The sequence below is a fragment of the Eubacterium uniforme genome, assembly GCF_900167115.1.
In the GTDB taxonomy this organism is placed as follows: Bacteria; Bacillota; Clostridia; order Lachnospirales; family Lachnospiraceae; genus Eubacterium_S; species Eubacterium_S uniforme.
Genome location: NZ_FUXZ01000007.1, coordinates 120,093 through 144,840, shown reverse-complemented (window position 1 = coordinate 144,840; position 24,748 = coordinate 120,093). Strand labels below are relative to the sequence as shown.

16 protein-coding genes are annotated in these 24,748 nt (G+C 32.8%); 1 reads left to right on the top strand and 15 read right to left on the bottom strand.

Annotated features, from left to right (window positions below; translation table 11 throughout):
* Nucleotides 1–49 precede the first annotated feature (49 nt).
* The 5 genes from B5D16_RS06565 to B5D16_RS06545 all read right to left on the bottom strand — a co-directional run bounded on the left by B5D16_RS06565 (nucleotide 50) and on the right by B5D16_RS06545 (nucleotide 4,514).
* Nucleotides 50–1,708, bottom strand: coding sequence for a ribonuclease J (locus B5D16_RS06565; protein WP_078766183.1), 1,659 nt, complete (start codon nucleotides 1,706–1,708; stop codon nucleotides 50–52).
* 27 nt (nucleotides 1,709–1,735) lie between these two features.
* Complete coding sequence (locus tag B5D16_RS06560) at nucleotides 1,736–2,002, bottom strand: DUF1292 domain-containing protein (RefSeq protein WP_078766182.1); 267 nt, start codon at nucleotides 2,000–2,002, stop codon at nucleotides 1,736–1,738.
* A 59-nt stretch (nucleotides 2,003–2,061) separates the two neighbouring features.
* A complete protein-coding gene (gene ruvX / locus B5D16_RS06555; protein ID WP_078766181.1) occupies nucleotides 2,062–2,493 on the bottom strand; it encodes a Holliday junction resolvase RuvX in 432 nt (143 codons plus the stop codon).
* Nucleotides 2,493–2,762 carry an IreB family regulatory phosphoprotein gene (locus B5D16_RS06550; RefSeq protein WP_078766180.1) on the bottom strand — a complete coding sequence of 90 codons (270 nt, stop codon included), beginning with the start codon at nucleotides 2,760–2,762 and terminating at the stop codon, nucleotides 2,493–2,495. Before B5D16_RS06550 ends, ruvX begins: the two co-directional genes overlap by 1 nt.
* Nucleotides 2,763–2,948: 186 nt before the next feature.
* Nucleotides 2,949–4,514, bottom strand: coding sequence for a MiaB/RimO family radical SAM methylthiotransferase (locus B5D16_RS06545; RefSeq protein ID WP_078766178.1), 1,566 nt, complete (start codon nucleotides 4,512–4,514; stop codon nucleotides 2,949–2,951).
* 269 nt (nucleotides 4,515–4,783) lie between these two features.
* Here B5D16_RS06545 and B5D16_RS06540 point away from each other — a divergent pair, with 269 nt between their 5' ends.
* On the top strand, nucleotides 4,784–5,020 hold the full coding sequence (locus tag B5D16_RS06540; RefSeq protein WP_078766177.1) for an HPr family phosphocarrier protein: 237 nt from the start codon (nucleotides 4,784–4,786) through the stop codon (nucleotides 5,018–5,020).
* A 186-nt stretch (nucleotides 5,021–5,206) separates the two neighbouring features.
* Here B5D16_RS06540 and thiI read toward each other — a convergent pair whose 3' ends face one another.
* The 10 genes from thiI to B5D16_RS06490 all read right to left on the bottom strand — a co-directional run bounded on the left by thiI (nucleotide 5,207) and on the right by B5D16_RS06490 (nucleotide 24,434).
* Nucleotides 5,207–6,397: a tRNA uracil 4-sulfurtransferase ThiI gene (thiI, locus tag B5D16_RS06535; RefSeq protein ID WP_341465195.1), complete on the bottom strand. Its 1,191-nt coding sequence runs from the start codon at nucleotides 6,395–6,397 to the stop codon at nucleotides 5,207–5,209.
* A 210-nt stretch (nucleotides 6,398–6,607) separates the two neighbouring features.
* Complete coding sequence (locus B5D16_RS06530) at nucleotides 6,608–7,795, bottom strand: cysteine desulfurase family protein (protein WP_078766237.1); 1,188 nt, start codon at nucleotides 7,793–7,795, stop codon at nucleotides 6,608–6,610.
* Nucleotides 7,796–7,917: 122 nt separating this feature from the next.
* Nucleotides 7,918–8,652 carry a 16S rRNA (uracil(1498)-N(3))-methyltransferase gene (locus B5D16_RS06525; protein WP_078766176.1) on the bottom strand — a complete coding sequence of 245 codons (735 nt, stop codon included), beginning with the start codon at nucleotides 8,650–8,652 and terminating at the stop codon, nucleotides 7,918–7,920.
* A 55-nt stretch (nucleotides 8,653–8,707) separates the two neighbouring features.
* Complete coding sequence (locus B5D16_RS06520) at nucleotides 8,708–9,757, bottom strand: 50S ribosomal protein L11 methyltransferase (protein ID WP_078766175.1); 1,050 nt, start codon at nucleotides 9,755–9,757, stop codon at nucleotides 8,708–8,710.
* A 153-nt stretch (nucleotides 9,758–9,910) separates the two neighbouring features.
* Nucleotides 9,911–11,062 (bottom strand): Ig-like domain-containing protein, encoded by a 1,152-nt coding sequence (locus B5D16_RS06515; protein WP_078766174.1) that lies wholly within the window; start codon nucleotides 11,060–11,062, stop codon nucleotides 9,911–9,913.
* A gap of 144 nt (nucleotides 11,063–11,206) precedes the next feature.
* A complete protein-coding gene (dnaJ, locus tag B5D16_RS06510) occupies nucleotides 11,207–12,370 on the bottom strand; it encodes a molecular chaperone DnaJ (protein WP_078766173.1) in 1,164 nt (387 codons plus the stop codon).
* A 100-nt stretch (nucleotides 12,371–12,470) separates the two neighbouring features.
* Entirely contained in the window at nucleotides 12,471–14,366 is a 1,896-nt protein-coding gene (dnaK, locus tag B5D16_RS06505) for a molecular chaperone DnaK (RefSeq protein ID WP_078766172.1), read from the bottom strand.
* A 129-nt stretch (nucleotides 14,367–14,495) separates the two neighbouring features.
* Nucleotides 14,496–15,149: a nucleotide exchange factor GrpE gene (gene grpE / locus B5D16_RS06500; protein WP_078766171.1), complete on the bottom strand. Its 654-nt coding sequence runs from the start codon at nucleotides 15,147–15,149 to the stop codon at nucleotides 14,496–14,498.
* Nucleotides 15,130–16,200, bottom strand: coding sequence for a heat-inducible transcriptional repressor HrcA (hrcA, locus tag B5D16_RS06495; protein ID WP_078766170.1), 1,071 nt, complete (start codon nucleotides 16,198–16,200; stop codon nucleotides 15,130–15,132). Before hrcA ends, grpE begins: the two co-directional genes overlap by 20 nt.
* Before the next feature lie 308 nt (nucleotides 16,201–16,508).
* Nucleotides 16,509–24,434, bottom strand: coding sequence for an Ig-like domain-containing protein (locus tag B5D16_RS06490; RefSeq protein WP_078766169.1), 7,926 nt, complete (start codon nucleotides 24,432–24,434; stop codon nucleotides 16,509–16,511).
* Nucleotides 24,435–24,748 lie beyond the last annotated feature (314 nt).

Genomic DNA, 24,748 nt, shown 5'->3' with positions numbered 1-24,748 from the left:
CTCATAAATTTATTTTATTCCAACATACATACAAATAATCAAAATACCATTAATCAACTTCCATAATAATTGGAATAATCATAGGACTTCTCTTAATCTTCTTCCATAAGAACTCACTAAGAGTATCCCTAATGACTGTCTTGATTCTTCCCCAGTCATTAACACCTGAACCTAAACATCTTTCAAGTGCTTCTCTTACAACAGTCTGTGCTTCATATATTAAATCCTCAGATTCTCTTACATATACAAAACCTCTTGAAACAATATCTGGTCCTGCTAATATTCTTGAACCATATCTTTCAAGCGTCATAACAACAATCATAATACCATTTTCTGATAGACTTTGTCTATCTCTAAGAACAATATTACCAACATCACCGACGCCAAGACCGTCAACCATAACCTCTCCGGCTACAACTTTATCTACAATTTTCCCCTTTTTAGGACTTAATTTCAAAACATCTCCACTATGTAAAACAAAGATATGTTCATTATCCATACCAAGGCTCTTGCAGAGTTTTGCATGCTCCTTTAAATGTCTAACCTCACCATGAACTGGTATGGCATACTTTGGTTTTGTAAGTGTATATATTAGTTTTATCTCTTCCTGACAAGCATGGCCTGACACATGAGTATTCTCAAATATAACCTCTGCATCCTTATCATAAAGATCATTAATTACTTTTGTAACCGCCTTTTCATTACCAGGAATAGGGTTTGAACTAAATATAATAGTATCTCCTGGAAAAATTGAAACCTTCTTATGAGCTGATGAAGCCATACGTGAAAGCGCTGCCATAGCCTCTCCCTGACTACCTGTTGTAATGAGACAAATCTGCTCATCAGTATAATTACCAATTTCTTCAATATCAACCATAATGTTATCAGGAACTTCAAGGTATCCTAGTTTTTGCGCAATATCAAAAATGCTAACCATACTTCTGCCTTCAATAATAACTTTACGATTATACTTTTGCGCAGCATTTACAATCTCCTGAACTCTATCAACATTTGAAGCAAATGTCGCAATAATAATTCTGTTCTTTGGATGATCAGCAAATATCTTATCTATTCTATCTCCAACTGCACGTTCAGACATAGTAAAACCAGGGCGTACAACATTTGTACTATCGCACATTACTGCTAGTACTCCCTCATTACCAAGTTCAGCGAATCTCTTAAGATCAATAGGCTCACCATATACTGGAGTATAATCAACCTTAAAGTCACCTGTATGAACAATCACACCTGCTGGAGTCGTAATAGCTAATGCAGCCGCATCAGCAATACTATGATTAGTTCTTATAAATTCCACCTTAAAGTCGCCTGTCTCAATAATATCACCATATTTTACCACGTTCCTCTTAGTGACATCCATAAGTTCAGCTTCTTCAAGTTTGCCCTCTATAATACCCATTGTGAGTTTCGTAGCATAGATAGGCACATTCAATTGTTTTAAAACATATGGTAAAGCTCCTATATGATCTTCATGACCATGTGTTATAAAAAAAGCTCTAACCCTTTCTCTGTTATAAATGAGATATGTTATATCAGGAATAACATAATCAATTCCCAACATATCCTCACTCGGAAAAGACATACCACAATCCACAATAATAATGTCTTCATCCGTTTCAAAGGCAGTTATATTCATTCCGATCTTATCTAAACCGCCTAAAGGAATGATTTTCACTTCATCCTTCTTCATATTATCCTCCTATAATTTTTAGAGGACCTATCTTTCAATGTTCATTTCGTCTCCAAGTAATTCGTCAAATATTTTCATAACGCTTTCTAACTCCGTATCATCATCCACGATAACATAAGAAGCTTCCTCACTTGTAGGCTCCGATACGTCCTTCATAATATAAACAGTTGCCTCGTCTCCGTCCCCATCTTCAGCAACTAAAATATAATTCGTATTATTAATTCTTGTTTCTTCTAAAACTTCGAATTTAATCTCTTCTCCATCATCATCAATAAATGTTAAAATGTCTTCCATACCAATCTCCTTAAACTCTTATGATTATATATCCCTCAATCAATTAATGTTCACATTTATTATTTCAAACAATCAGGATTAGCCCTTAAATAATCCTCCAAAATAAGAACTGCTGCTATCTCATCAACATAATCCTTACGTTTTCCCCCTTTTATACCAAGTTCACTCATAATTTCATGAGCTTCAACCGTTGTTAGTCTCTCATCCCATAACTCAACTTCAATACCAGTTCTTCTATGCAAATCTTCAGCAAATGCCTTAGATTTCTCCACTCTCTCTCCCGAACTTCCATCCATATTCATAGGAAGTCCAATGACAAATTTGGTAACTTCATATTCCTTAGCTAGCTTTTCGATTGCCTGATAAGTCTTTCTAAGCCTCTTCTCAGAATCCCTCCTTACAATCGTAATCCCCTGCGCAGTAATGCCCAGAGGATCCGTAACGGCTACGCCAACAGTTTTTGAACCGAAGTCTAAGCCCATTATTCTCATTATTGTACATCTCCGCCTAATTTCTTCTCAATGTAATAAGTTAAGGCTTCTTCTAATAACTCATCTCTTTCAACCCTAATAATCAAGCTTCTAGCATTCTTATGACTAGTGATGTATGTTGGATCGCCTGACATAATATAACCAACGATTTGATTAACTGGATTATATCCCTTTTCTACTAAAGCTTCATATACCTGTTCTAAAACATCTTCAGCAGAAATCTGTTTATCAGCCTGAACTTTAAAATATTGTGTGTTTCCTAAATCCATTTTTTTCACGTCCTTTTCCTTATTATTTACATAAATACCTTTGGTTTTATTATAGTTTATTTACCTATTATAAGCAAGTGTCATTTGCTATATAGGCACCATATATTTAAAAATATTTAGATAATTTTTGACATATTTATCAAAAATTTAACAATTATATTTTATGTTAACCGCGTGCTCTTAAGATTACTCCACCCACTCAATTGGATTAACCAATACAAGCTCGCTTTCAAGTTCTCTATCCAACTTAACTTTTATAATCTTACCATTAGCTTCTAAAACATCAACACCATAAACCTTACCATCATCAATTGGAACGGCAACCTTTACATATGTACTTGTATATCCGGTCATATAATCCCTGCCGCTAACCTCTATAACTTCTTCTAATAAGATTTCCTCTTCCTTACCTAGATTTCTATTAATGTATGCATATGCTAAATTCTGTTCTAAACTAAGCAAATCTTCACTACGTACCTGCTTAACACTATCCGAAATCTGATTAGGCATCTTATCTGCCCTAGTGCCCTTACGTCTTGAATACTTAAAAATATGCATCTTAGCAAATGCGATTCTTTTCAAGAAAGCATGCGTAGTTTTAAATTCTTCGTCTGTTTCACCTGGAAACCCAACTATAACATCTGTTGAAATTGCTGGATCATCATAATACTTTCTAAGGATATTGCAGCTTTCTTCGTATTCATCACAAGTATAATGTCTATTCATACGTGCAAGCGTTTCATCGCAACCGCTTTGAAGTGATAAATGAAAATGTGGACATACCTTAGTTTGCTTTACCAGTCTTTGAACAAAATTATCAGTTATAATCCTTGGTTCTAAAGAACCTAGACGTATACGCTTAATTCCATCAACGTTACTTACTGCTTCAATAACATCAATTAAACTTAGAATATTCTTATTATCCTCTATAACTTCTTCAAGGTCTTGTGATAAACTCAAATAATCATTTTCATCTTTCAATGCTGATCCTAATCCTTTACCACTATTTTTATCTAATTCAACATCATTATTATCAATTTTAGTATTCACTTTATCTTTCAAATAATCCTTACCATAAGAACTAATATGAATTCCTGTAAGAACAATTTCCTTATATCCACGTAAAGCTAAACCTTCAGCTTCCTTAACTATACTCTCTATACTTCTACTTCTTATTCTTCCACGAACAAATGGGATAATACAATATGAACAAAACTGATTACAACCATCCTGAATTTTCATATATGCTCTTGTTTTTTCACCTGTATCTGTAAGTGTCATATCCTCATATTCAGAAGTTTTATTAATATCAATAAAATATTCTTTACATGATTTTATTTCGTTATTTATGTTTATAGATTCATTAATTTCATTTATATCTGAGTTTTTATCTCTTATATCTTTTTCTTCAAAATAATTATTTATAATATCAACAATCTGACCCTTACGATTGTTACTAACTATTACATCAACAGCTGCATCTTTTTCCATCTCTTCTCTTGCACCCTGAACGTAACAACCAGCAGCTACAACGCAAGCATCCTTATTAAGTTTTTTAGCTCTATGAAGCATTTGTCTTGACTTTCTATCGGCAATATTAGTAACAGAACATGTATTAATTATATACACATCTGCCTTTTCATTAAAATTTACTATTTCATATCCAGCTTCTTCTAATTGTTTTGTCATAACCTCTGTCTCATATGCATTAACCTTGCATCCAAGATTGTGAAGTGCAACCGTTTTTCCCATATTCATTCCTCGTATCCTAAATCATCTCTATTTAAAATTTGAATTTATCACGTTCTAAAACACCTCCTAATATTATACTAAATTATTTGTCATTTTTCATTAGATAAAATAACCAATAAAAACTATATACAAAATAATTCTTACAACAATACTCCTTAATTTTTATACATATTGTACATTGATTTATTTAAAACAAAATTGTATTATAATGTAGTAGGGTCAAAGAAACGCCCTAACAAATATCAAAGAAGGAAACGAGGGATTTTGAAATGAAGAAAGTAACTATCTGTTTAAACTCAATTGACAAAGTAAAGGCATTCGTAAATGAAGTAACAAAATTCGATACTGATTTCGATTTAGTTTCTGGTCGTTATGTAATCGACGCTAAATCTATCATGGGTATCTTTAGTTTAGACTTATCAAAGCCTATCGACTTAAATATCCACTCGGAAGATAATATCGAAACAATTCTTGAGGCTATTAAGCCTTTTATAGCAGAAGCATAATAAAACTTTAAGTTATATATTGCAGATGATATAATAAATTTAAAAAGAATGGATTTATGATTTTCATAAATCCATTCTTTTATTTTACTACTTTTTAACAATATATTTTTTTGTACCTGCTGTTTTTAATAGCTTTTTCCCCTATACTTCTTACGTTTTTCCATTTTCTTTTTATTTCCCAAATTATTATTCAACTTCTATAACTTCTGTAGTCTCAATTGCCTTCGTAAAAAGATCATCAATTACATCTTTAAGCTTGTACTCACTTCTTTTAATAGCATTAAGATTTGGTTTTGTAACAGGATGTTTTGCAACGAAAATTGTACAACAATCCTCATATGGAAGAATTGATGTTTCATATGTATCAATATCAAGTGAAACATCTACAATATCCTGTTTATCAAATGCAATAAGTGGTCTGTAAACCGGAATTGTACAAACTTCATTAGTTGCCATTAGACTTTGCATAGTCTGGCTTGCAACCTGTCCGATACTTTCACCCGTAATAAGTCCCTGGCACTTACTCTCCTTAGCGAAATGTTCAGCAATTCTCATCATGTATCTTCTCATGATAATCGTAAGTTCATCATGTGGACACTTCTCATAAATTGCAAGCTGAATGTCAGTAAAGTTTACAATGTTAAGCTTAATTGGTCCAGAATAAACAGCAACCTTCTTTGCAAGATCAATTACTTTCTGCTTTGCTCTTTCACTTGTATAAGGTGGTGCATGAAAATATGTTGCTTCAAGTGTAACGCCACGCTTTGAAACCATATATCCAGCAACCGGACTATCAATACCACCAGATAAAAGTAGCATTGCCTTACCTGCTGTACCAACTGGCATACCACCAGGTCCAGGAATTGTTTCAGAATATATATTTATCTGATTTCTAATTTCAACGTGTAACCAAACCTGTGGATTATGTACATCAACCTTAAGTTCTGGATATGCATCAAGAAGTGCTCCACCAAGTTCCATGTTAATATCATTAGATTCAAGCGGATAATTCTTTCTTGCTCTTCTTGTCTTAACCTTAAAAGTTAAATTCTTGTCTTCATAAACATCATCAAAATACTTAACAACTGTTTCTTTTAACTTATCAAAGCCTTCATCCTCAATCTGCATAACTGGACAAATTCCAACTATACCAAATACTTTCTTTAATGCATTTACCACTTCATCATAATCAAAGTTTTCTGGAAGATTAACATAGATTCTTCCTGACTCTTTAACAACCTCATACTTATAACCTGTTCTATACATTGCATTTTTAATCTGCTTTACAAGTGTATCTTCAAATATGTATCTATTCTTTCCCTTTGTTCCAATCTCTGCATACTTTATCAAAAAAGTATTAAAAATATCCGTTACCATATATCCTCCATAAATAACTTAATCTTATTTCTACACACATGCATAAGTATATTATCTATCTAGGACACTGCTCTCGCACAGCGCGGGCTACCCCTAGCAGTACTAAGCTCGCAATCAATGCTCGCTAAGTGCTGAGACCCGCGATGGTCCTTGCTAGATAATATACTTATGCATGTGTTTACATTTAAGGCTATTATTTTATTTTCTTATTTATTTTCTTATATATTTTCTTAGCATCGATAAAACACTTTCGATTTCGCCAAGCGCATAATCAATTTCTTCTTTTGTGTTGTAGTGGCCTAGGCTAAATCTAACTGTTGATTCAATAAGATTTTTCTTAAGGCCCATTTCTGTAAGTGTCTTGCTTGGTGCTGGTTTATTTGATGAACATGCTGAACCCGCTGAAACAAAAATCCCCTTATCTTCAAGTGTATGAAGCATAACTTCACTTCTTATTCCAGCAAATGAAGCACTTACGATATGTATTGCTCCTTCTTCACCTTTCTTACTATTAACATATACATCTGGCAAAGCACTAAGACCATCTATAAGATAATCTTTAAGTTCATATAATTTCTTATTAGTTTCATCAAGTGTATCGTAAGTTTTTTTACTAGCAAGAGCTAATCCTGCGATACCTGGAACATTTTCAGTACCAGAACGCATTGCTTTCTGCTGACCACCACCGAATATAATTGGTGAAACTTTTGTTTTATCCTTTATGTATAAAAATCCAATACCTTTTGGTCCATTAATCTTATGACCACTAACTGATAAAAGATCAATGTTTAACTGTTTTGGATTAATGATTACTTTTCCATAACTTTGAATTGCATCAACATGAAAATTAATATGTCTGCTTCTGTCTGCACCATTTGCATGAAGGTTCTTTTCAAATTCAGCAATAACCTTACCTGCTTCTTCTATAGGCTGAATGCTTCCAACCTCATTATTTATGTGCATCATTGAAACAAGTATTGTGTCTTCTCTTAATGAATTCTTTAAATCTTCAATACTGATTTTTCCATCAGCATCAACTTTTAAGTATGTAACTTCATATCCGTTTTTTTCTAAAAACTGCATTGGTGATAAAACTGATGGATGTTCAATTGCTGTAGTTATAATGTGTTTACCTTCCCTATTCTTTGCAATTGCACTACCAATGATTGCAGTGTTATTAGACTCTGTACCACCTGATGTAAAAAGAATTTCCTTTTCATTAACTCTTAAAGTCTTTGCAATAACTTCTCTTGCATCCTTTACATACTTTTCAGAATCAACACCTTTCAAATGCATTGATGATGGATTTCCAAAATCTTCAGTTAAAACTTTTTCCATAACTTCCACAACTTCCTTGTATGGTTTTGTTGTGGCACTATTATCAAAATAACACTCCATATGTTCCTGCATGTTTACCATGCACTCCTTTCAAACTCATAATCATATTAAATCTATGTAATAATTCAAATCATACTGATTATTATCAACATACAAAATTGATGTAACCAATAAAACATATATTAATCTTCAAGAATATACATCAATATAGATAATGCTGTAAGACCAGCAGTTTCTGTTCTAAGAATTCGTCTACCAAGAGATATAATGTTAAAACCACATTCTTTAACTTCTTCTATCTCCTTATCATCAAAGCCTCCTTCAGGTCCAATAAATATACCAATACTTTGTCCATACTCTAATTCTGCTAAAACTTCTCTCGTACCTTCCATGCCTTTAGCTGATTCATAAGGTACCAAACATACATCTAAATTCTTAGCCATACTTAATGCTTCTTTAAAACTAACCACATCACCTATTTCAGGTATAACTGATCTTTTACTTTGTTTAGCTGCACTAAGTGCAATTGCTTCATATCTTTTCTTTTTATTTGCTGCTTTTTTTTCATCAAGTTTAACAACACATCGCTTCATTGCAACTGGAACAATCTGACTTGCTCCTAGTTCTGTTGCTTTTTGAACAATCAGTTCCATCTTATCTGACTTTGGAAGGCCTTGGAATAAAACTATTCTTGATGCAAGTTCAGTATTTTCATGTTCTTCAATTATCTTTGCAATAACTTCATCTGAATTAATCTCTGTTATTTCACAGGTTACATCTGTAATGTCACCGTCACTAACATAAAACTTATCACCCTGTTTCATTCTTAAAACATTTTTTATATGATTAACATCGCTACCTGTGATTCTCACTTCTTCTTCAGATACATTTTTACTATCAACAAAAAATCTATGCATATATCTCTCCAATATTCAAATACTATTAGATACAAATCATCAATATACCATTAATCTATTTCTTTCTAGCTGAAATCATAACCCAATCACCATCTCGTTTTACATCTAGTAGTTCTAGGTTAGCATTTGCTACAACTGCCTCTTTAACTTCATCAGCTCTTGTATAAATAATACCCGATGAAATAAAAATACCACCCTTCTTTAAATATCTATCAACAACTGCGGATAAAGGTATAATTACATCAGCTAAAATATTCGCTACGACAATATCAAAATCATAGGATTTTGCCAAACTCTGAATGTTTTCATCAGATAACAAATCACCTTTAAGCACTGTAATGTTTTCATCCACTTTTATGTCATTAATTTCTAAATTATGTGGAACGACGCTAACAGCCTCTGGATCTATGTCTGTTAGTAGCATCTTACCTGCTCCAAGTTTTCTTGCGGCTATCGAAAGAATTGCAGAACCACATCCAACATCAAATACATTCATGTTAGGCTTAACATACTTTTCTAGTTCACGTATACAAAGAGCCGTAGTCTCATGCTTACCTGTACCAAATGCCATACCTGGATCAATGAAAATTGTCTTATCCGTGTTTTCGACTTGGCTTAAATCTCTTTTTTCTTCAACATCTTTATCCCATAAAGGTTTAATATTAAAGCATCCTACATTAAATTCTTTAAAGAACTCTTTCCAATTATCTTTCCAGTCTGTATCAACAGTCACATCTTTTGTAATTGTACCAAGACCTATATCCATAAATTTAGAAGCATCAAGAAGTTCTTCTCTTATTTTTTCAAGCAACTCTTCATCACTAATTTGTAAAGTTTGCTTAACCACTTCAACTCCTGTTAAATTATATGAATCAGATTTTTCATCTTCCGCATTCTCTTTAGTTTCTGTATAAAATGTTATATATGCATCATCACTATCCTTAAGTGTAGGCACATAATCAATAAATTGAGCTTTTTTCTCTTCCTCAGTTATGCCAAGATTATCATCTATTTGCATACCTGTAATTCCAAGCCCAATTAGCATATCACATATATATTCAGTTGCTTTTGCCTTAGTAGCAATTGTATACTTATTCCACTTCATAATCTATATATAATCTTAAATAGCGACTTTCCTTTCTTTCATATCAGTTTAATTATTTCATATAATACAATAAATGAGGGTTAGCATAAATACTAACCCTCATAATTATACATTTAAATACTATATTTTTCAATTCATAATGTAAAGGTGCAATTATTCTGTAACCTTAACTTTTATTTTAACCATCTTTCCATCCTGCGCATATGCACAAACGTAACAATTGCCCTTGTGAACGCCCTTTATAACACCATTCTTTCCTACAGTTGCTACTCTTACATCACTTGATTCATATGCAATATATCTATGATTTCTTGTCTTTGAACTTTCTTTTATTGCTTTAGCTTTAACTTTTTTTGATTTATTTACTCTTATCTTAACACTCTTAGGTGCCTTAACCTTCTTATAATTTGTTGCCTTACCACCTTTAGTTGCAACATGAACAGTCTTTGATACTGCAATAACATGACTTGATGTATTAGCAACTACAATATATTTATAATATGTTCCTTTTTTTAATTTCTTTTGAATAAATGAGTTTTTATTAACTGTAGCAATCTTTTTATATTTATTTGATTTACCGCATTTATTACCATAGATAGTATAATTCTTAGCCTGTTTTATCTTTTTCCATGATATTTTTATGGCATTCTTTCCTTTAGCACTACCCTTTGCCTGAAGTAAAGTATATGTTGAACCTTTTACATCTCTATCATTCTTTTGTGATGTGACTAACTTTTCAACATCTGAAATATTTGCAACATTATCAAGAGAAATATCCGTCTCCGATCTTTCTGATGCCTTTTCAAAATCAGTCATATCTAATTTATATACCCTAAAGTATGCATAATCAATATGTGAATAATCGTAAAATGTAGTTGTAAATCCTACATAATATGTACCCTTAGGAAGTATAAATGTTTTATCTGTATGCCATACCACATATCTGTTTCCGGTCTCTGGATCTGTCTCATCATCATAATCATTTTTATCAATACCGTCACTATTAAATAATTCATAACCATAAGCACTAGTTAACAGAAAATGACCATCTTCACATCTTCCCTTTAATTTAATTTTTGTTTTTTCGGTAATCTCAAGCTTGTAATATGTAGTCTGATCATTATCTAACTCCATATCATATCTATCACCATATACTATTGTAGGAGCTGTTTCTCTCGAATAAATAACCGTTTTTCCAGAATTATCATCCGCAAATGCCTTTACGCTTCCTCCCACTAAAAGCACGCTACAAAATGTTGTAGCTAGCACAAATTTTTTTACCTTCGAAATAATATTTCTTTTCATATTTCCTCCTAAAAACTATTTATAATAGATAGCAAATTATTCTTTGTAATAATTTACCTAAAAACAATTATAGTTTACGTTAACTCAATTTTCAACAAAAAAAGAATAATCATAATAATAACTATTATGATTATTCTTCTACTTTTAACTTAATATATCATCAATCTTTTCTTTAAAAGACTTTTTCTTTGTTTTTGTCTTAGTCTGGCTTGTATCACTAACTGTATCTCCGCATGCCTTATCAAATGCAAGAAGTGCTTCTTTTTGTTCATTTGTAAGTTTTGTTGGAACATCAACAATAAGTGTTACGTAATGATCGCCTCTAACCTCTTTATTTCTAAGATTAGGTACGCCCTTACCTTTAAGTCTTACTCTTGTATCTGTCTGTGTACCTGGTTTAATCTTAAATAAAACATCGCCATCAATAGTCTCAAGTCTGATGTCTCCACCAAGTGCTGCCTGAGCAAATGATATCTTAGATGATGAGAAGATATTAACTCCTTCTCTTGCAAACTTAGCATGTCTACTTACATTAACCTGAACTAATAAGTCACCTCTTGGACCACCATTAGTACCTGGCTCACCTTTTTCACGAAGTCTAATAGACTGACCATCATCAATACCAGCTGGAATCTGTACTGCAATCTTTTTCTTACTTGCAATGTATCCTGTTCCATGACAATCAGGACATTTTTCCTTAATCATCTGACCTGTACCACCACAATCTGGACATGTCTGAACATTTCTCATCATGCCAAAGATTGAGTTCTGTGTGAATACAACCTGTCCCTTACCACCGCACTTGCTACAAGTCTCTTTTGAACTACCAGGCGCAACGCCTGTTGCATTACACTTTGTACACTCGTCCTTAATTGTAACTGATAACTCTTTTTCACAACCAAATACAGCTTCTTCAAAAGTAATTCTTACAACTGTACGTAAGTCAGCACCTCTTCTTGGTGCGTTTGAATTACGTCTTGAACCACCGCCGAATATATCTCCAAATCCAAATATATCTCCAAATATATCCGAAAAATCCATATTGCTAAAATCAAATCCACCTGCACCACCTGCGCCACCTTCAAATGCAGCATGTCCAAACTGATCATACTGCTTTCTCTTCTGTTCATCACTTAGAACAGCGTACGCTTCTGATGCTTCTTTAAATTTCGCTTCAGCTTCCTTATCTCCTGGATTCTGATCTGGATGATACTTTCTGGCAAGTGTTCTATATGCTTTTTTTATCGCTGCGTCATCAGCATTTCTATCAACGCCAAGGACTTCATAATAATCTCTTTTATCTGCCATCTCGAAACCTTTCTATATATACACATTTTGCCATCCGGAATTATTGGTTTACATAATTCCAGATGGCTTATTTAATCATTGTTAGTTCGAATTATTTATTTTATAATTCCTGGAAATCTCCGTCTACTACATTGTCATCGTTAGGTGTCTGTGTCTGACTAGCACCTGCATTTGCTGATGCATCAGGACCTGCCTGTCCACCTGTGAACTGGCTTGGATCAACGCCTGCTGCCTGAGCCTGTTCATATACTTTCTGATATACCTTTGTAGCATCGTTCATAAGTTTTTCTTTAGCAGCTTTAATTTCTGCAATCTTATCATCAGAAACTTCCTGATCTTTAACTCCTTCTAAGATAGCTTCAAGTGCTTTAAGATCTTCTTCTACTGTTGTCTTATCAGCAGCATCAATCTTATCACCAACTTCATCCAAAGCTTTCTTTGTCTGGAATACTGTTGAATTTGCATCATTAACAGTATCAACTGCTTCTTTACGCTTCTTATCTTCTGCTTCAAATTGAGCAGCTTCCTTAACAGCCTTATCAATATCTTCATCAGACATATTTGAACCAGCTGTAATTGTAATATGCTGTTCCTTACCTGTTCCAAGATCCTTAGCTGAAACATTAACAATACCATTTGCATCAATATCAAATGTTACTTCAATCTGTGGGATTCCACGTGGAGCTGGAAGAATTCCGTCAAGTCTAAAGTTACCAAGTGTCTTATTATCTTTAGCAAATTCTCTTTCACCCTGTACTACGTGAATATCAACTGCTGTCTGATTATCCTCAGCTGTTGAGAATACCTGACTCTTCTTTGTAGGAATTGTTGTATTTCTTTCAATAAGTTTTGTAGCAACACCACCTAATGTTTCAATTGAAAGTGAAAGTGGAGTTACATCAAGAAGAAGGATTTCACCTGCACCTGCATCACCAGCTAATTTACCACCCTGAATTGAAGCACCAATTGCTACACATTCATCTGGGTTAAGTGTCTTAGATGGTTCATGACCTGTAAGTGCTTTAACCTTATCCTGTACTGCTGGGATTCTTGTAGAACCACCAACGAGTAATACCTTTGAAAGTTCAGATGCTGTAATACCTGCATCATTAAGAGCATTGTTTACAGGTGTTGCTGTTCTTTCAACAAGGTCATTTGTAAGTTCATCAAACTTAGCTCTTGTAAGGTTCATATCAAGATGCTTTGGACCTTCTGCTGTTGCTGTAATGAATGGAAGGTTAATATTAGTTGTTGTAGCTGAAGATAATTCCTTCTTAGCCTTTTCAGCTGCTTCTTTAATTCTCTGAAGAGCCATCTTATCCTGGCTTAAATCTACACCTTCTGCATTCTTAAATTCACTAATAATATAATCTGCAACCTTCTTATCAAAGTCATCACCACCAAGTTTGTTATCACCAGATGTTGATAATACTTCGATAACGCCATCACCGATTTCAATGATTGATACGTCGAATGTACCACCACCTAAATCGTATACCATAATTTTCTGTTCTTTTTCATTATCAAGACCATAAGCTAAAGCTGCTGCTGTAGGCTCGTTGATAATTCTCTTAACATCAAGACCTGCAATTTTACCTGCATCCTTTGTAGCCTGTCTCTGTGCATCATTAAAGTATGCTGGTACTGTAATAACTGCTTCTGAAACTTTTTCTCCAAGATAGCTTTCAGCATCACTCTTTAATTTCTGAAGAATCATAGCTGAAATTTCCTGTGGAGTATATTTCTTATCATCAATAGCTACTTTATAATCTGTACCCATCTCTCTCTTAATAGATGAGATTGTCTTTTCTGCATTAGTTACTGCCTGACGCTTAGCGCCTTCTCCGACAAGTCTTTCACCTGTCTTTGTAAATGCTACAACAGATGGTGTTGTTCTAATACCTTCTGCATTAGCTATAACAGTTGGCTTACCACCTTCCATAACTGCTACACATGAATTAGTTGTACCTAAGTCAATACCAATTATTTTACTCATAATTCTTTCCTCCTTAGAATTGTATCTCTACTAAATTACCTTTGTTATTTTTTTCTTTTAATGTACTAATTTATTTGCTTAGTATCAATTTGATACTTAGTATTTTAAATATTAATTTACTATTTAGTTTTAATTTGCTACTTTTACCATACTGTGTCTAACCACAGTATCTTTATACATATATCCTTTTTGGAATTCTTCAACAACGATATTCTCTCCTGCTTCTTCATCTTCAACATGCATTACTGCGTTATGAAGTTCAGGATCAAATTCCTTACCTACTGCCTCAATTGGTTTAACACCAAGTTCATCTAGCGAAGTAAGAAATTGTTTATATACCATGTCCATACCTGTAACAAATCCTTCTGCTTCTGAACCCTCAGGTTTCTGTGTGAGTCCTCTTTCAAAGTTATCAATTACAGGTAAGATTTTTTCTATTACTGTTTTAGCTCCAACTTCAAACATTGCACTCTTTTCTTTTTCACTTCTGTTTCTGAAGTTTTCAAACTCAGCAAGCATTCTTTTATTCTTATCTGTAAGTTCTTCGATAATCTCATCTTTTTTATCTTTCTTCTTTTTGAAGAAACCTTTTTTATCAGACTTATCATCAGAAGTTTTCTCAGATTCTTTATCACTTTCAGTTTCTTCTGTTGTTTCTGCATTTTCAGTTTCTGCATTTTCAACTTCTGTCGCTGTATCTTCTGCTTCATTTAAGCCCGCTTCTTCTTTGGCTTTCTCAATCGCCTCTTCAACTACGTTTTTCTCAGTAGTCTGATTCTCCATCTTTTCCGCTCCTTCCATTCTCATTATTATATGTATCGCTTAATTGTGTTTTAACATTTTTAAGCGTTTTCATAACTTTCTCATAATCCATACGCTTTGGACCAATGATACCAATTACACCTTTAACACCATCAGCTATCTCGTAATGTGCTGTAACAACACTACAATCCTTCATGGATTCAACTGGTGTTTCATTACCAATGTAAACTTTAATATCAGATTCATCATCTTTAATTAACTCTTCAAGTCCTTCTTTTTCTTCAAGAACATTTATAAGTTCTCCTGCCTTACTACTATCAGCAAGTTCTGGATATTTAAAGATGTTCATCGTACCTGATGTATAAATCTTTAAGTCTTCATCATCTGAAAGAGTTTCTATAATTGCTTTCATAACTTGATCTACTATCTGGATATGTTCAGATGTTTGCTGATTAATCTTATTAAGTATTGATAAATTAATCTCTTCAAGCGTCAAGCCAGCAAGACTTGTATTAAGAAGAACATTTAAATTTAAAACCTTTTCATTATCAAGTTCTTCTTCAAGATTTATGATTCTATTTTTAATAATGTTACCTTCACTTACAATAACACATAAAAGTTTTGTACTATCAACTGGTGAAAGCTGTATGAACTTTATCTTATTTTTCTGATATGTAGGTGCTGAAACTAATGTTGTGTAATTTGTGTTAGTTGCAAGCATCTTAGCCATATTCTTAAGAAGTGTTTCCACCTTATCAACTTTCTGAATGAGAAGGTCTTCTTTTTCTTCAAGTTTCTTTTCTCTTTCATCAAGTTCATCTTCTCTATCTTTCATAAGACTATCAACATATAATCTATATCCAAGATCCGTTGGTATTCTTCCAGCTGAAGTATGTGGTGAAACTACTAATCCTAATTCTTCAAGGTCTGCAACCTCATTTCTAATGGTTGCAGAACTTAAATTAAGATCTGTATATTTTGAAATTGTTCTTGACCCTACCGGTTCCCCAGTTTCAAGATAATTTCTTATAATAGCATGTAAGATTTTTACTTTTCTTTCACTTAAATCCATGAGGTCACCTCCTTATTAATTCTCCTTGTTGTATTCGTACAAATAATCCTTTCTTTATATATCCTTCGTTAATGTGCTGTAATAATATATAAAGAATAAAATTTCTTTGTTCATTTTGTTAGCACTCACTTTTATAGAGTGCTAATATCTATACATAAGATAACACCCCGAGGGGTGTTTGTCAACAGTTTTGGAAGAAAAATTCATCAAAATAATAAGAGTCTGCCATAATCTGACAGACCCTTATCCTCATATCGAGAAAAACAATTAATCAACTATATATATATGTATATAAATCAATATTAAAATTATCTTACAACATACTTATTAGTTTTAGCTTTCTTTATTAACTTTTTATAGTTTTTCTTCTTAGATTTTGGAACCTTAAATGTTAATTTCTTTCCACCCTTTCTGTAAAATGCTTTTTTGCCAATCTTCTTTAATACAGTAGATTTCACAGTTACCTTCTTAAGCTTTTTACATCCGAAGAAAGCTTTAGTTCCAATTCTAATAATGTTCTTACCAATAGTAACCTTAACTAATTTCTTATTATTCTTAAAGGCATTGTTTTCAATAACAGTAACCTTATATGTTATACCATTAATTGTTACATTATCCGGAATAACTACTGATTTAGCATTCTTGCTTACAACTGTCTTAATGCTAACTTCACCAGGTGTGTTACTTGTTCCTGCCTTTGTAACCTTATAATTTAATTTACTATCAGAAATAACTGAACCTGCTTTTGGTCCTTCCTTAACCTGATTTTCATCCTGTGGATTAACTGTTGGTGTAACTGCTTCCTTTTCAACAGTTATTGTAACTGTTGCTTTAACACCACTTGCACTACCAAATGTAATCACTGCATTTCCAGCTCCTACTGCCTTTACACTTGCCTTTCCATTTCCATCATTAGTAACTATCTGTACTACCTTATCATTAGATGATGTCCATGTAAGTTTTTCTGTAACTTTTCCTTCCGTAGCTTCTGCTGTTCCAACGAGTTCCATAGTCTCATTGACCTTTAATGTCTTAGAAGAACTAATCTGTCCATTAATTAATACTTTAGAAGCCTTATTATCTACTACTGTTACAGTAATTGTAGATTTAGTTCCATAAGACTTTGACTTAGCAGTAACATTTACGCTGCCTGCTTTCAGTGCTTCTAATGTAACAGTCTGTTCATTTGCTACACCACTATTTAAATTATTCACCTTAAGTATTGTTTCATCAGATGATGTCCATATAAATTCATCTTCTGCATACTCATTAAAGCTTGCTGTTAATTGTTTCTTTAATGATGCTGTCATTATAAGTTCTGTTACATCAAATTTAACTTCTGTAACTTCATAATATACATTGACTGTACATTTTGCTCTTATGCCACCTTCTGCATCACTTCCAAAACTAATAACTGATGATCCAGGACCAACTGCCTTAACAGTAACTTCATTTGTATCAATACCATCAACTATCTTAACTGCATCTTCATTCGATGATTTCCATGTAAGTTTTTCTGTTACATCACCTGTTTCTGATGTTGCTATACCACTAAGAACCATCGTATCATCAAACTTAAGTTTGCATTCCGAATCAACTTCACCATTAATTGTTGCAGCACTAACCATATTATCTAAAACAGTTATTTCTACACTATCTGATAATTCTGTTCCTTTAGCTGTAATAGTAATTGTTGATGTACCAGCCTTTAAGCCCTTAACATTAATATCCTGATATTCGCAAATACCTTCAGCAGTTCCTGTAACTTGAACAACATCATCATTAGTATTTGTTATAACCATTTCACCTTTAGCAAATGCATTGAATCTTGCACCTAAAGTTAATGTACTTCCTACATGTACTTCTCTATCGCCGTCATCAAACATAATGCCTGTAACCGGATTACTAACTAAAATTTTTAATCTTGCTCTTGCTCCATCCTTAACTGTGCTTCCATATGATACTGTTACTTCGCCCGGCATTAATGCCTTAATTGTAGCTTTTCCATCTTCTGTTGTTTCTATGATATCAACAATATATCTATTATCTGTTTCCCAAGTAAGTTCTTCTGTTACCTTACCTAAATCAGATATTGCTGATCCAGTAAGTACCAATGTGTCTCCATTCATCATTTCTATTGTTTGATTATTATTTCCGTTGATAAATGCTTCCTTGGCATATGCATGAACAACATTAATTCTACATGTTGCTGTTTTATTATAATTTTTTGACTTGACTGTTATCGTTGCCGTTCCAGGTTTAAGTCCTGTAATATCAACTGTTTGTGAATTATGTTTTTCACTATCATATTCACTTATAGATACAACATCCTCTTTATCAACAGTCCAGATAAATTCATCTTCTGCATTTTCATTAAATGTTGCAGTAAGTTCAAATGAATCACTAACTATAATCGATTGTTCATTATCTGAAAGTTCTACTCCTGTAACATCATATGTTACATTAACTGTACATGTAGCCTTCACTCCCGCTTCTAACTTACTACCATATGTAATAATTGCACTTCCTGGACCCACTGCTTTTATTACAGCCTTGCCTGTACCCTGACCAGCAATAATCTGTACTGCATCTTCATTAGATGATGACCATAATAACTCTTCTGATACATTTGCTCCCTCTTTTGAAATTGATGTACCAGTTAATTCCATTGTTTTATCGTATTTCAAATCTACTGATAAGTTTTGCTTGTTATTAATAAATACATTTTCAGCTAATACGTTCTCTTTAATGATACATGTAATCTGTTTTGAAACTCCACCAGGACTAACTTCTGAAGGATTAGTTGTTACTGTAACGTATACAGTTCCTGGCTTCTTTGTTGTCAATTTACCATCTTCATTAATTGTAGCGTACTCTTCATTACTTACTGACCATGAAACTGTATCTGTCTTTCCAACTGATAATACAGGTTCTAGGAAATAATCATGATTTTCAAATAAAGCACACTGATTAGTAGATGAATCAATTGTAACAGTTTTACCTTCTCTATCCTTAATAATTGCATTTACTGAAGTTGCTGGATCATTAACTATAACATCAACATATTTGGATACGCCAGTTTTTGTTAATAACGAAATTTTCATTCTTCCAGCTTTTTTACCTGTTATTGAAAGAGTTGCCTTATTACCATTTGTACTATCTTCTGGTGTAACAACATATGTAAATAGATCATTAGCATCTGCATATACTAATACTATGTCATCACACTCAGTGTTATCAAAACGAACTGCTTCAATATCGAAATTAAGAGTTGAGTTTACAGCTCCTGCTCTAGCAACATTAACATATATTGCATCATTAATTAATGCTTCACCATTTTCCTGCTTAATGCTAACATCATCAGCATTTGAACTTACACTCTTTTCAACTATATCAAAGAATTGTTCACTACCTTTTATGTTTCTAACTGTTGTGTATATATTTGCTGTAAAGTTTCCTTTAACAACCGGTTCTATGGTAACAACACCCTGTGTGCCCATTTGATAATTATATTCTGTAGAGTTTTGTTTACCATAATAAACTTTATAGTCCACTCCTTCTATTAATGTGTATTCACCCATTCTAACTGTGATTGGTGGAACAAGTAATGTACCACAATCATACTGATCTGGGATTTCATCAATTTGTACTAAAGTTGTATCTGATAAATCTGCCTGAACTATTGTGAAGTTTGCACTAATACTTCCTGTGTAATTACCAATTCCAGTTACTATAACTGTTGGTTTTTTACCACTCTTAATATTTGTATCAATATTATCCTCATATGATAATACGTAATCAACGTTTTCAACAAGTTCAATACTATTACATGTCACTGTAACCTTTGGTTCGATTTCAAATCCAGTATAAACTTGATTATCAATTGGAGCTATCGTAGCCTTATCGCTTAAGTTTGCTATCTTAGCTGAAATATCTCTTTGTATTATATTAAAATCGCAATTAATAGACTGAGAATAATTTCCTTTACCAGTAATAATTGCTCTTGCTTGCCCAACTCTATCATTATCAACATATTCAACTGTATAATCAGTATTTTCAATTAATTTTGTTGCACTACCACTTTGACCTTTAAGCCATGTATAAACTAGTATCTTTCCGTTTGGTGTTACTTCTGTACCATTATAAACCTGGTCTTCAACACTACCTTCTGTTACAAATTCTTTATTTGCATTTTGATATTTTACATCCACACCAAATTTATCAAGTAATTTATATGGTTTAATATCAAAGTAAAATACATATGAGCCAGTATAATTACCTTTACCTGTAACTGTAACTGGATAACCTTCGCCAACATTAACGCCACTAGCTGCTAATGAATAGTCTTCATCTTTTACAAGATTTAGTGTTCCTTCATCATTAGTATATTTAATATCTAGTGTTGGTACCTGAGTAGATCCATTATAAATAACTTCGCCTATTTCTTCTGTATTAATTAAACCATCAGCCAAATCTGTTTCAGAAATATTTGCTGGTCTAATTGTAAAGTTTTTACTTATAGTTCCACTATAATTTCCAATACCTGTAATTATAACCTTAGGTATTTTTTTACTCTTAACGTTTGCATCAATATTATCAGAATATGATAATTCATAATCAATACCTTCCTGCAATAAAACTTCATTACAAGTTACGGTTACTTTTGGTGTAACTTCAAAGCCAGTATAAACTTGTGTACCAATTTCTGCTACTGTAGCTTTTTTACCACCAGTATTATCTATTGAAATATCTTTTTCGACTATTCTATAATCGCAACGTACTTCTTCAACATAATTACCTATACCTGTAATAATTGCTGTTGCAATTCCAACACCAGTATTGTTCTCAAATTCAACAGTATAATCTTTTCCTTCTACTAACTTAGTCCATGTTTCTTTACCTTCAACAAGTTTTGCATAAACTAAAACTTGAGAATTTGGACAAACTTCTGTTCCATTCCAAATCTGATTAGGTACACTACCTGAAATCACGTATTCATTAGCATTGGTCTTTTTATATTTTAATGTTTCACCGAAGTTCTCTTCTAAATCAAACTGATGAATTGTATAGTCAACAATAAAACTACCTGTAAAGTTGCCCTTACCTGTAACTACTATAGAATAATCTCCAGCAACTGTATTACCATCACTAAGTGTATAATCTGTTCCTAATACAAGTTCCTGTGAACCCTTACTATTTCTGTATGTAATCTTTAAATTTGGTTTTTGAACTTGTCCGTTATATACTAACTTACCAACTTCTTCAACATATATTTCACCATCACGATTTACATCGTCACCAAGTACTTTAGGGAATATTCTATAATTTACAGATTTTGAACCAGTATATAATTCATTTCCCGTAAATCTAATTGAATATGTACCTATTCCTCTGCCTTCAACAAATGAATCTGATACATTATAATCGGTTTCTTCAACAAGAACATATTCATCATATGCATTTGCTCTAGAATCTATACCTGTCGCTGTCAAAACAGGTGTAATATCCTGTCTAGCACCGTTAGGTAAATATCTGTAAGCATTATCATTCGGTGTTGACAGTGTATAAGTATTCATATTTGAAACTACAATTTTACTATCTGTAATAGGAGCTGTAACTGTTAAAAATGCTTTACCTGTTACAGGATTATTTCCTTCTCCACTACCAACAGAAGCAACAACTTCCGTTGTACCAACTTTTTCTGGTTTTATATCTATTGTTTTACCTGTTGTACTTCCAAAAATACTAGCAACTTTTTCATCAACTATACTCCAATTTACGATAGTATCATCTGATAAAGCCTGTGAACCCTGTCCTTCTTCATACGCATATGCTGTAACTGAATATGTACTATCTGTATACTGTCTTTCAGCATCATATTTAACTTCAATTGATCCTATCTTTTTAACTTTGACAATTATTGTAGCCATAAGTCTTCTATTAGCCTTTGGATTATCAAATCTTTCATGATATGCATACACATATATTACTACACCATTAGCATCTGTAGCCTTAAGAGCAGTAATTTTACCATCTTGGTCTACTGAAACCATATCCGGATATTGTGATACAAATTCTATTTCCTCATCAGCACCTTCTGGATATATTGTAGGTTTGATAACCGCCGAATCACCTACATTTAAAGTTGGTGATGTTAAATTATCCACTTCAAGCCCAATATTTTCTATTGATGTTTTTGTATTAATAATCAAATCCTTAGAAATACCTGGATTACTCTTTGATGTTGCTCTAAGGACTGATGCCTCTTCTCCATCATCTAACCAGTAAATTGTTGTAGCATTTAGTACATTAGTACTCTCTAATGTTCTATAATCTTCTTTTAATATATATGCAGAATTCTGAGGAATAGTCCAGTCAATTTGATCAACTGGTTCCGTATTTAAAATACCTTCAGGCTTTGCATAAACAACCACTGACTCTCCACTATATAAGTCTATGCTATCTGTTGGATATGAATTTTCGCCATCATAACTTACGCTTGTTATAAGAGGATTTTCATCTGTTATCATAGGATAGATATTAAGCAAATATGACGCCTTAACTTCTCCCGGATCATTTCCTCCTATTTTTGTTCTATTAGTTCCAAGTTCCATAGTTACACTAGTTGGTTCTGTAACATCACTAGCTTTTATTCTATAAACTTTTACATTATCAACATCACTTATTAATTCAGCTGTTAATAATCCATTCCATTTATCTTCATTCCAAATCAGCTCTTCATCTGAACCAGTAGACTCTTCTGCAGTAACAATAAATTCATTACCACTTCTTATTGTTGCATTTTTTGTAGTTGTTGGTTCATAACGAGATACTATTTCACCATTAATTGACAACGTCAAATTAGTTGTTGGCTTAATAATATTTATAATACACTTCGCTGTTACGCTGGTATTTTCCGCTGTACATGTAAGTTCAACCTTTCCAGGTTTCACAAGTTGCATTGTTGATTGCCCAGCTACTTTATTTATTGTTGCATACTTACCCTGAGAAGTAGGTATTGTAAATGTATATTCATCATTAGGATTAGTTGCACTTGCGCTCTTTGCAGTAATAAGTTTATTTAATTCAATTGTTGAACCAACCTGAATAATATATTCTTCATTCGAGAAACTTATTTCTGTAGCAGGAACCCACTCAACTATAGGAACTGTAATTTCAAAAGTAGTTCCTCTATAGCCTAAAGCTATACATGCTTTTGCGCCATCTTCAAGCATAATTCCACTATTAGTACTTGCTGTTATAACAACACTTCCTGTACCCTTATCTGAATCAGCATGGAATGTTGCGCTTGATTCCTGTGAGAATCTGGTAGTTCCCTGCTTATTAGTTGTAACTGTACCTAACACTTCTTCACTCTGTACATTATCCCCATTAACAACCTTCCAATCAAAGCCATCCGTAATTAAATCCTTATTATTTTTCATTTTTACATCAAGAACTATATTTCTGCCCTGTCTAACAAACACAGCATTAGCTTTAATTGAACAATTATCATAGGTTGCTTTAAACATAACATGGATATTCAATGTCCATTTAAATCCACCATTTTTATCAATAAAATTCAAATAATAGGTATCTCTATAATTAATTGATTGCTTAGTATCTTTATGAGACTTAATCTTTATATGATTATTTTCATATTCCACGCTAAAAAGATCGAACGCTACATTTATCTCTTTTTCTACAGGAAGCATAACCGTCTCTCCTGTATTTGGATCTTTACCTGGCTCATAATCTATATATTTATGTTTTTTAACTCCATAATAAGTACTACTTGATGCCATATCACTCGTACAAGTACTAACATCATCGCCATAATGTATTTCTATATTTTCCCCCAGTTCATCAAATTCATCAATTTTCCGTCCTTCGAAATTTAACGATTGTGTAAGTTTATTCTCTCCTGTAGCATTTTCAGCTAAATAAAATGAATAACCTGAACTATTCTGTGTAGCAATATCAAATTCAACAAATGATCCAACATCCATATATAAATCATCCGATGCATTTGTTGATGTATTACCAAGTATTGCCTCTCCAATTGTATTACCATCGTACAGACCATCTGAAGATCCAAGAGTACCATTGATAAGTTCAATTGTGGCATCAGAAGCAAATACATCTTTCAATTTCAAACCTGATACACCATTACCAGTAATAATCATACTAGCAACAAGAAATATCGAAACAATCTTTTTGTAAATCCCCTTCATACGCTACCTCCATTTGTTGATTTTTTATAATAAATTCTCATTTTTTACAATTTCTTTGTGCAACATATATATTTATTATAAAACTGTCATAACAAATGTGCAATAACAATATTTTTTAATTAAACATAAAGATAATTTACCCTATTAAAGTGTTCATTTCTGCTAGTTCACTAATACTCAAGTTCGATATTTTCCACATTTATATTTACTTAATTTTCACAGGTCATTTCGAATCACATACACAATTTGAGGGTTTGTCAGTTACGACAAACCCTCAAATCAAACATCGAGTTCTCACCAAATTTTAATATCCA

Coding starts and splice junctions, on each gene's coding strand:
- B5D16_RS06545 (WP_078766178.1), bottom strand. CDS start 4,514: ATGGGAAAAACGGTTGCACTTCACAATCTTGGATGCAAGGTTAATGCA.
- B5D16_RS06515 (WP_078766174.1), bottom strand. CDS start 11,062: ATGAAAAGAAATATTATTTCGAAGGTAAAAAAATTTGTGCTAGCTACA.
- B5D16_RS06550 (WP_078766180.1), bottom strand. CDS start 2,762: ATGGATTTAGGAAACACACAATATTTTAAAGTTCAGGCTGATAAACAG.
- B5D16_RS06565 (WP_078766183.1), bottom strand. CDS start 1,708: ATGAAGAAGGATGAAGTGAAAATCATTCCTTTAGGCGGTTTAGATAAG.
- B5D16_RS06490 (WP_078766169.1), bottom strand. CDS start 24,434: ATGAAGGGGATTTACAAAAAGATTGTTTCGATATTTCTTGTTGCTAGT.
- hrcA (WP_078766170.1), bottom strand. CDS start 16,200: ATGGATTTAAGTGAAAGAAAAGTAAAAATCTTACATGCTATTATAAGA.
- ruvX (WP_078766181.1), bottom strand. CDS start 2,493: ATGAGAATAATGGGCTTAGACTTCGGTTCAAAAACTGTTGGCGTAGCC.
- B5D16_RS06540 (WP_078766177.1), top strand. CDS start 4,784: ATGAAGAAAGTAACTATCTGTTTAAACTCAATTGACAAAGTAAAGGCA.
- B5D16_RS06520 (WP_078766175.1), bottom strand. CDS start 9,757: ATGAAGTGGAATAAGTATACAATTGCTACTAAGGCAAAAGCAACTGAA.
- B5D16_RS06530 (WP_078766237.1), bottom strand. CDS start 7,795: ATGGAGTGTTATTTTGATAATAGTGCCACAACAAAACCATACAAGGAA.
- thiI (WP_341465195.1), bottom strand. CDS start 6,397: ATGGTAACGGATATTTTTAATACTTTTTTGATAAAGTATGCAGAGATT.
- dnaK (WP_078766172.1), bottom strand. CDS start 14,366: ATGAGTAAAATAATTGGTATTGACTTAGGTACAACTAATTCATGTGTA.
- dnaJ (WP_078766173.1), bottom strand. CDS start 12,370: ATGGCAGATAAAAGAGATTATTATGAAGTCCTTGGCGTTGATAGAAAT.
- B5D16_RS06560 (WP_078766182.1), bottom strand. CDS start 2,002: ATGGAAGACATTTTAACATTTATTGATGATGATGGAGAAGAGATTAAA.
- grpE (WP_078766171.1), bottom strand. CDS start 15,149: ATGGAGAATCAGACTACTGAGAAAAACGTAGTTGAAGAGGCGATTGAG.
- B5D16_RS06525 (WP_078766176.1), bottom strand. CDS start 8,652: ATGCATAGATTTTTTGTTGATAGTAAAAATGTATCTGAAGAAGAAGTG.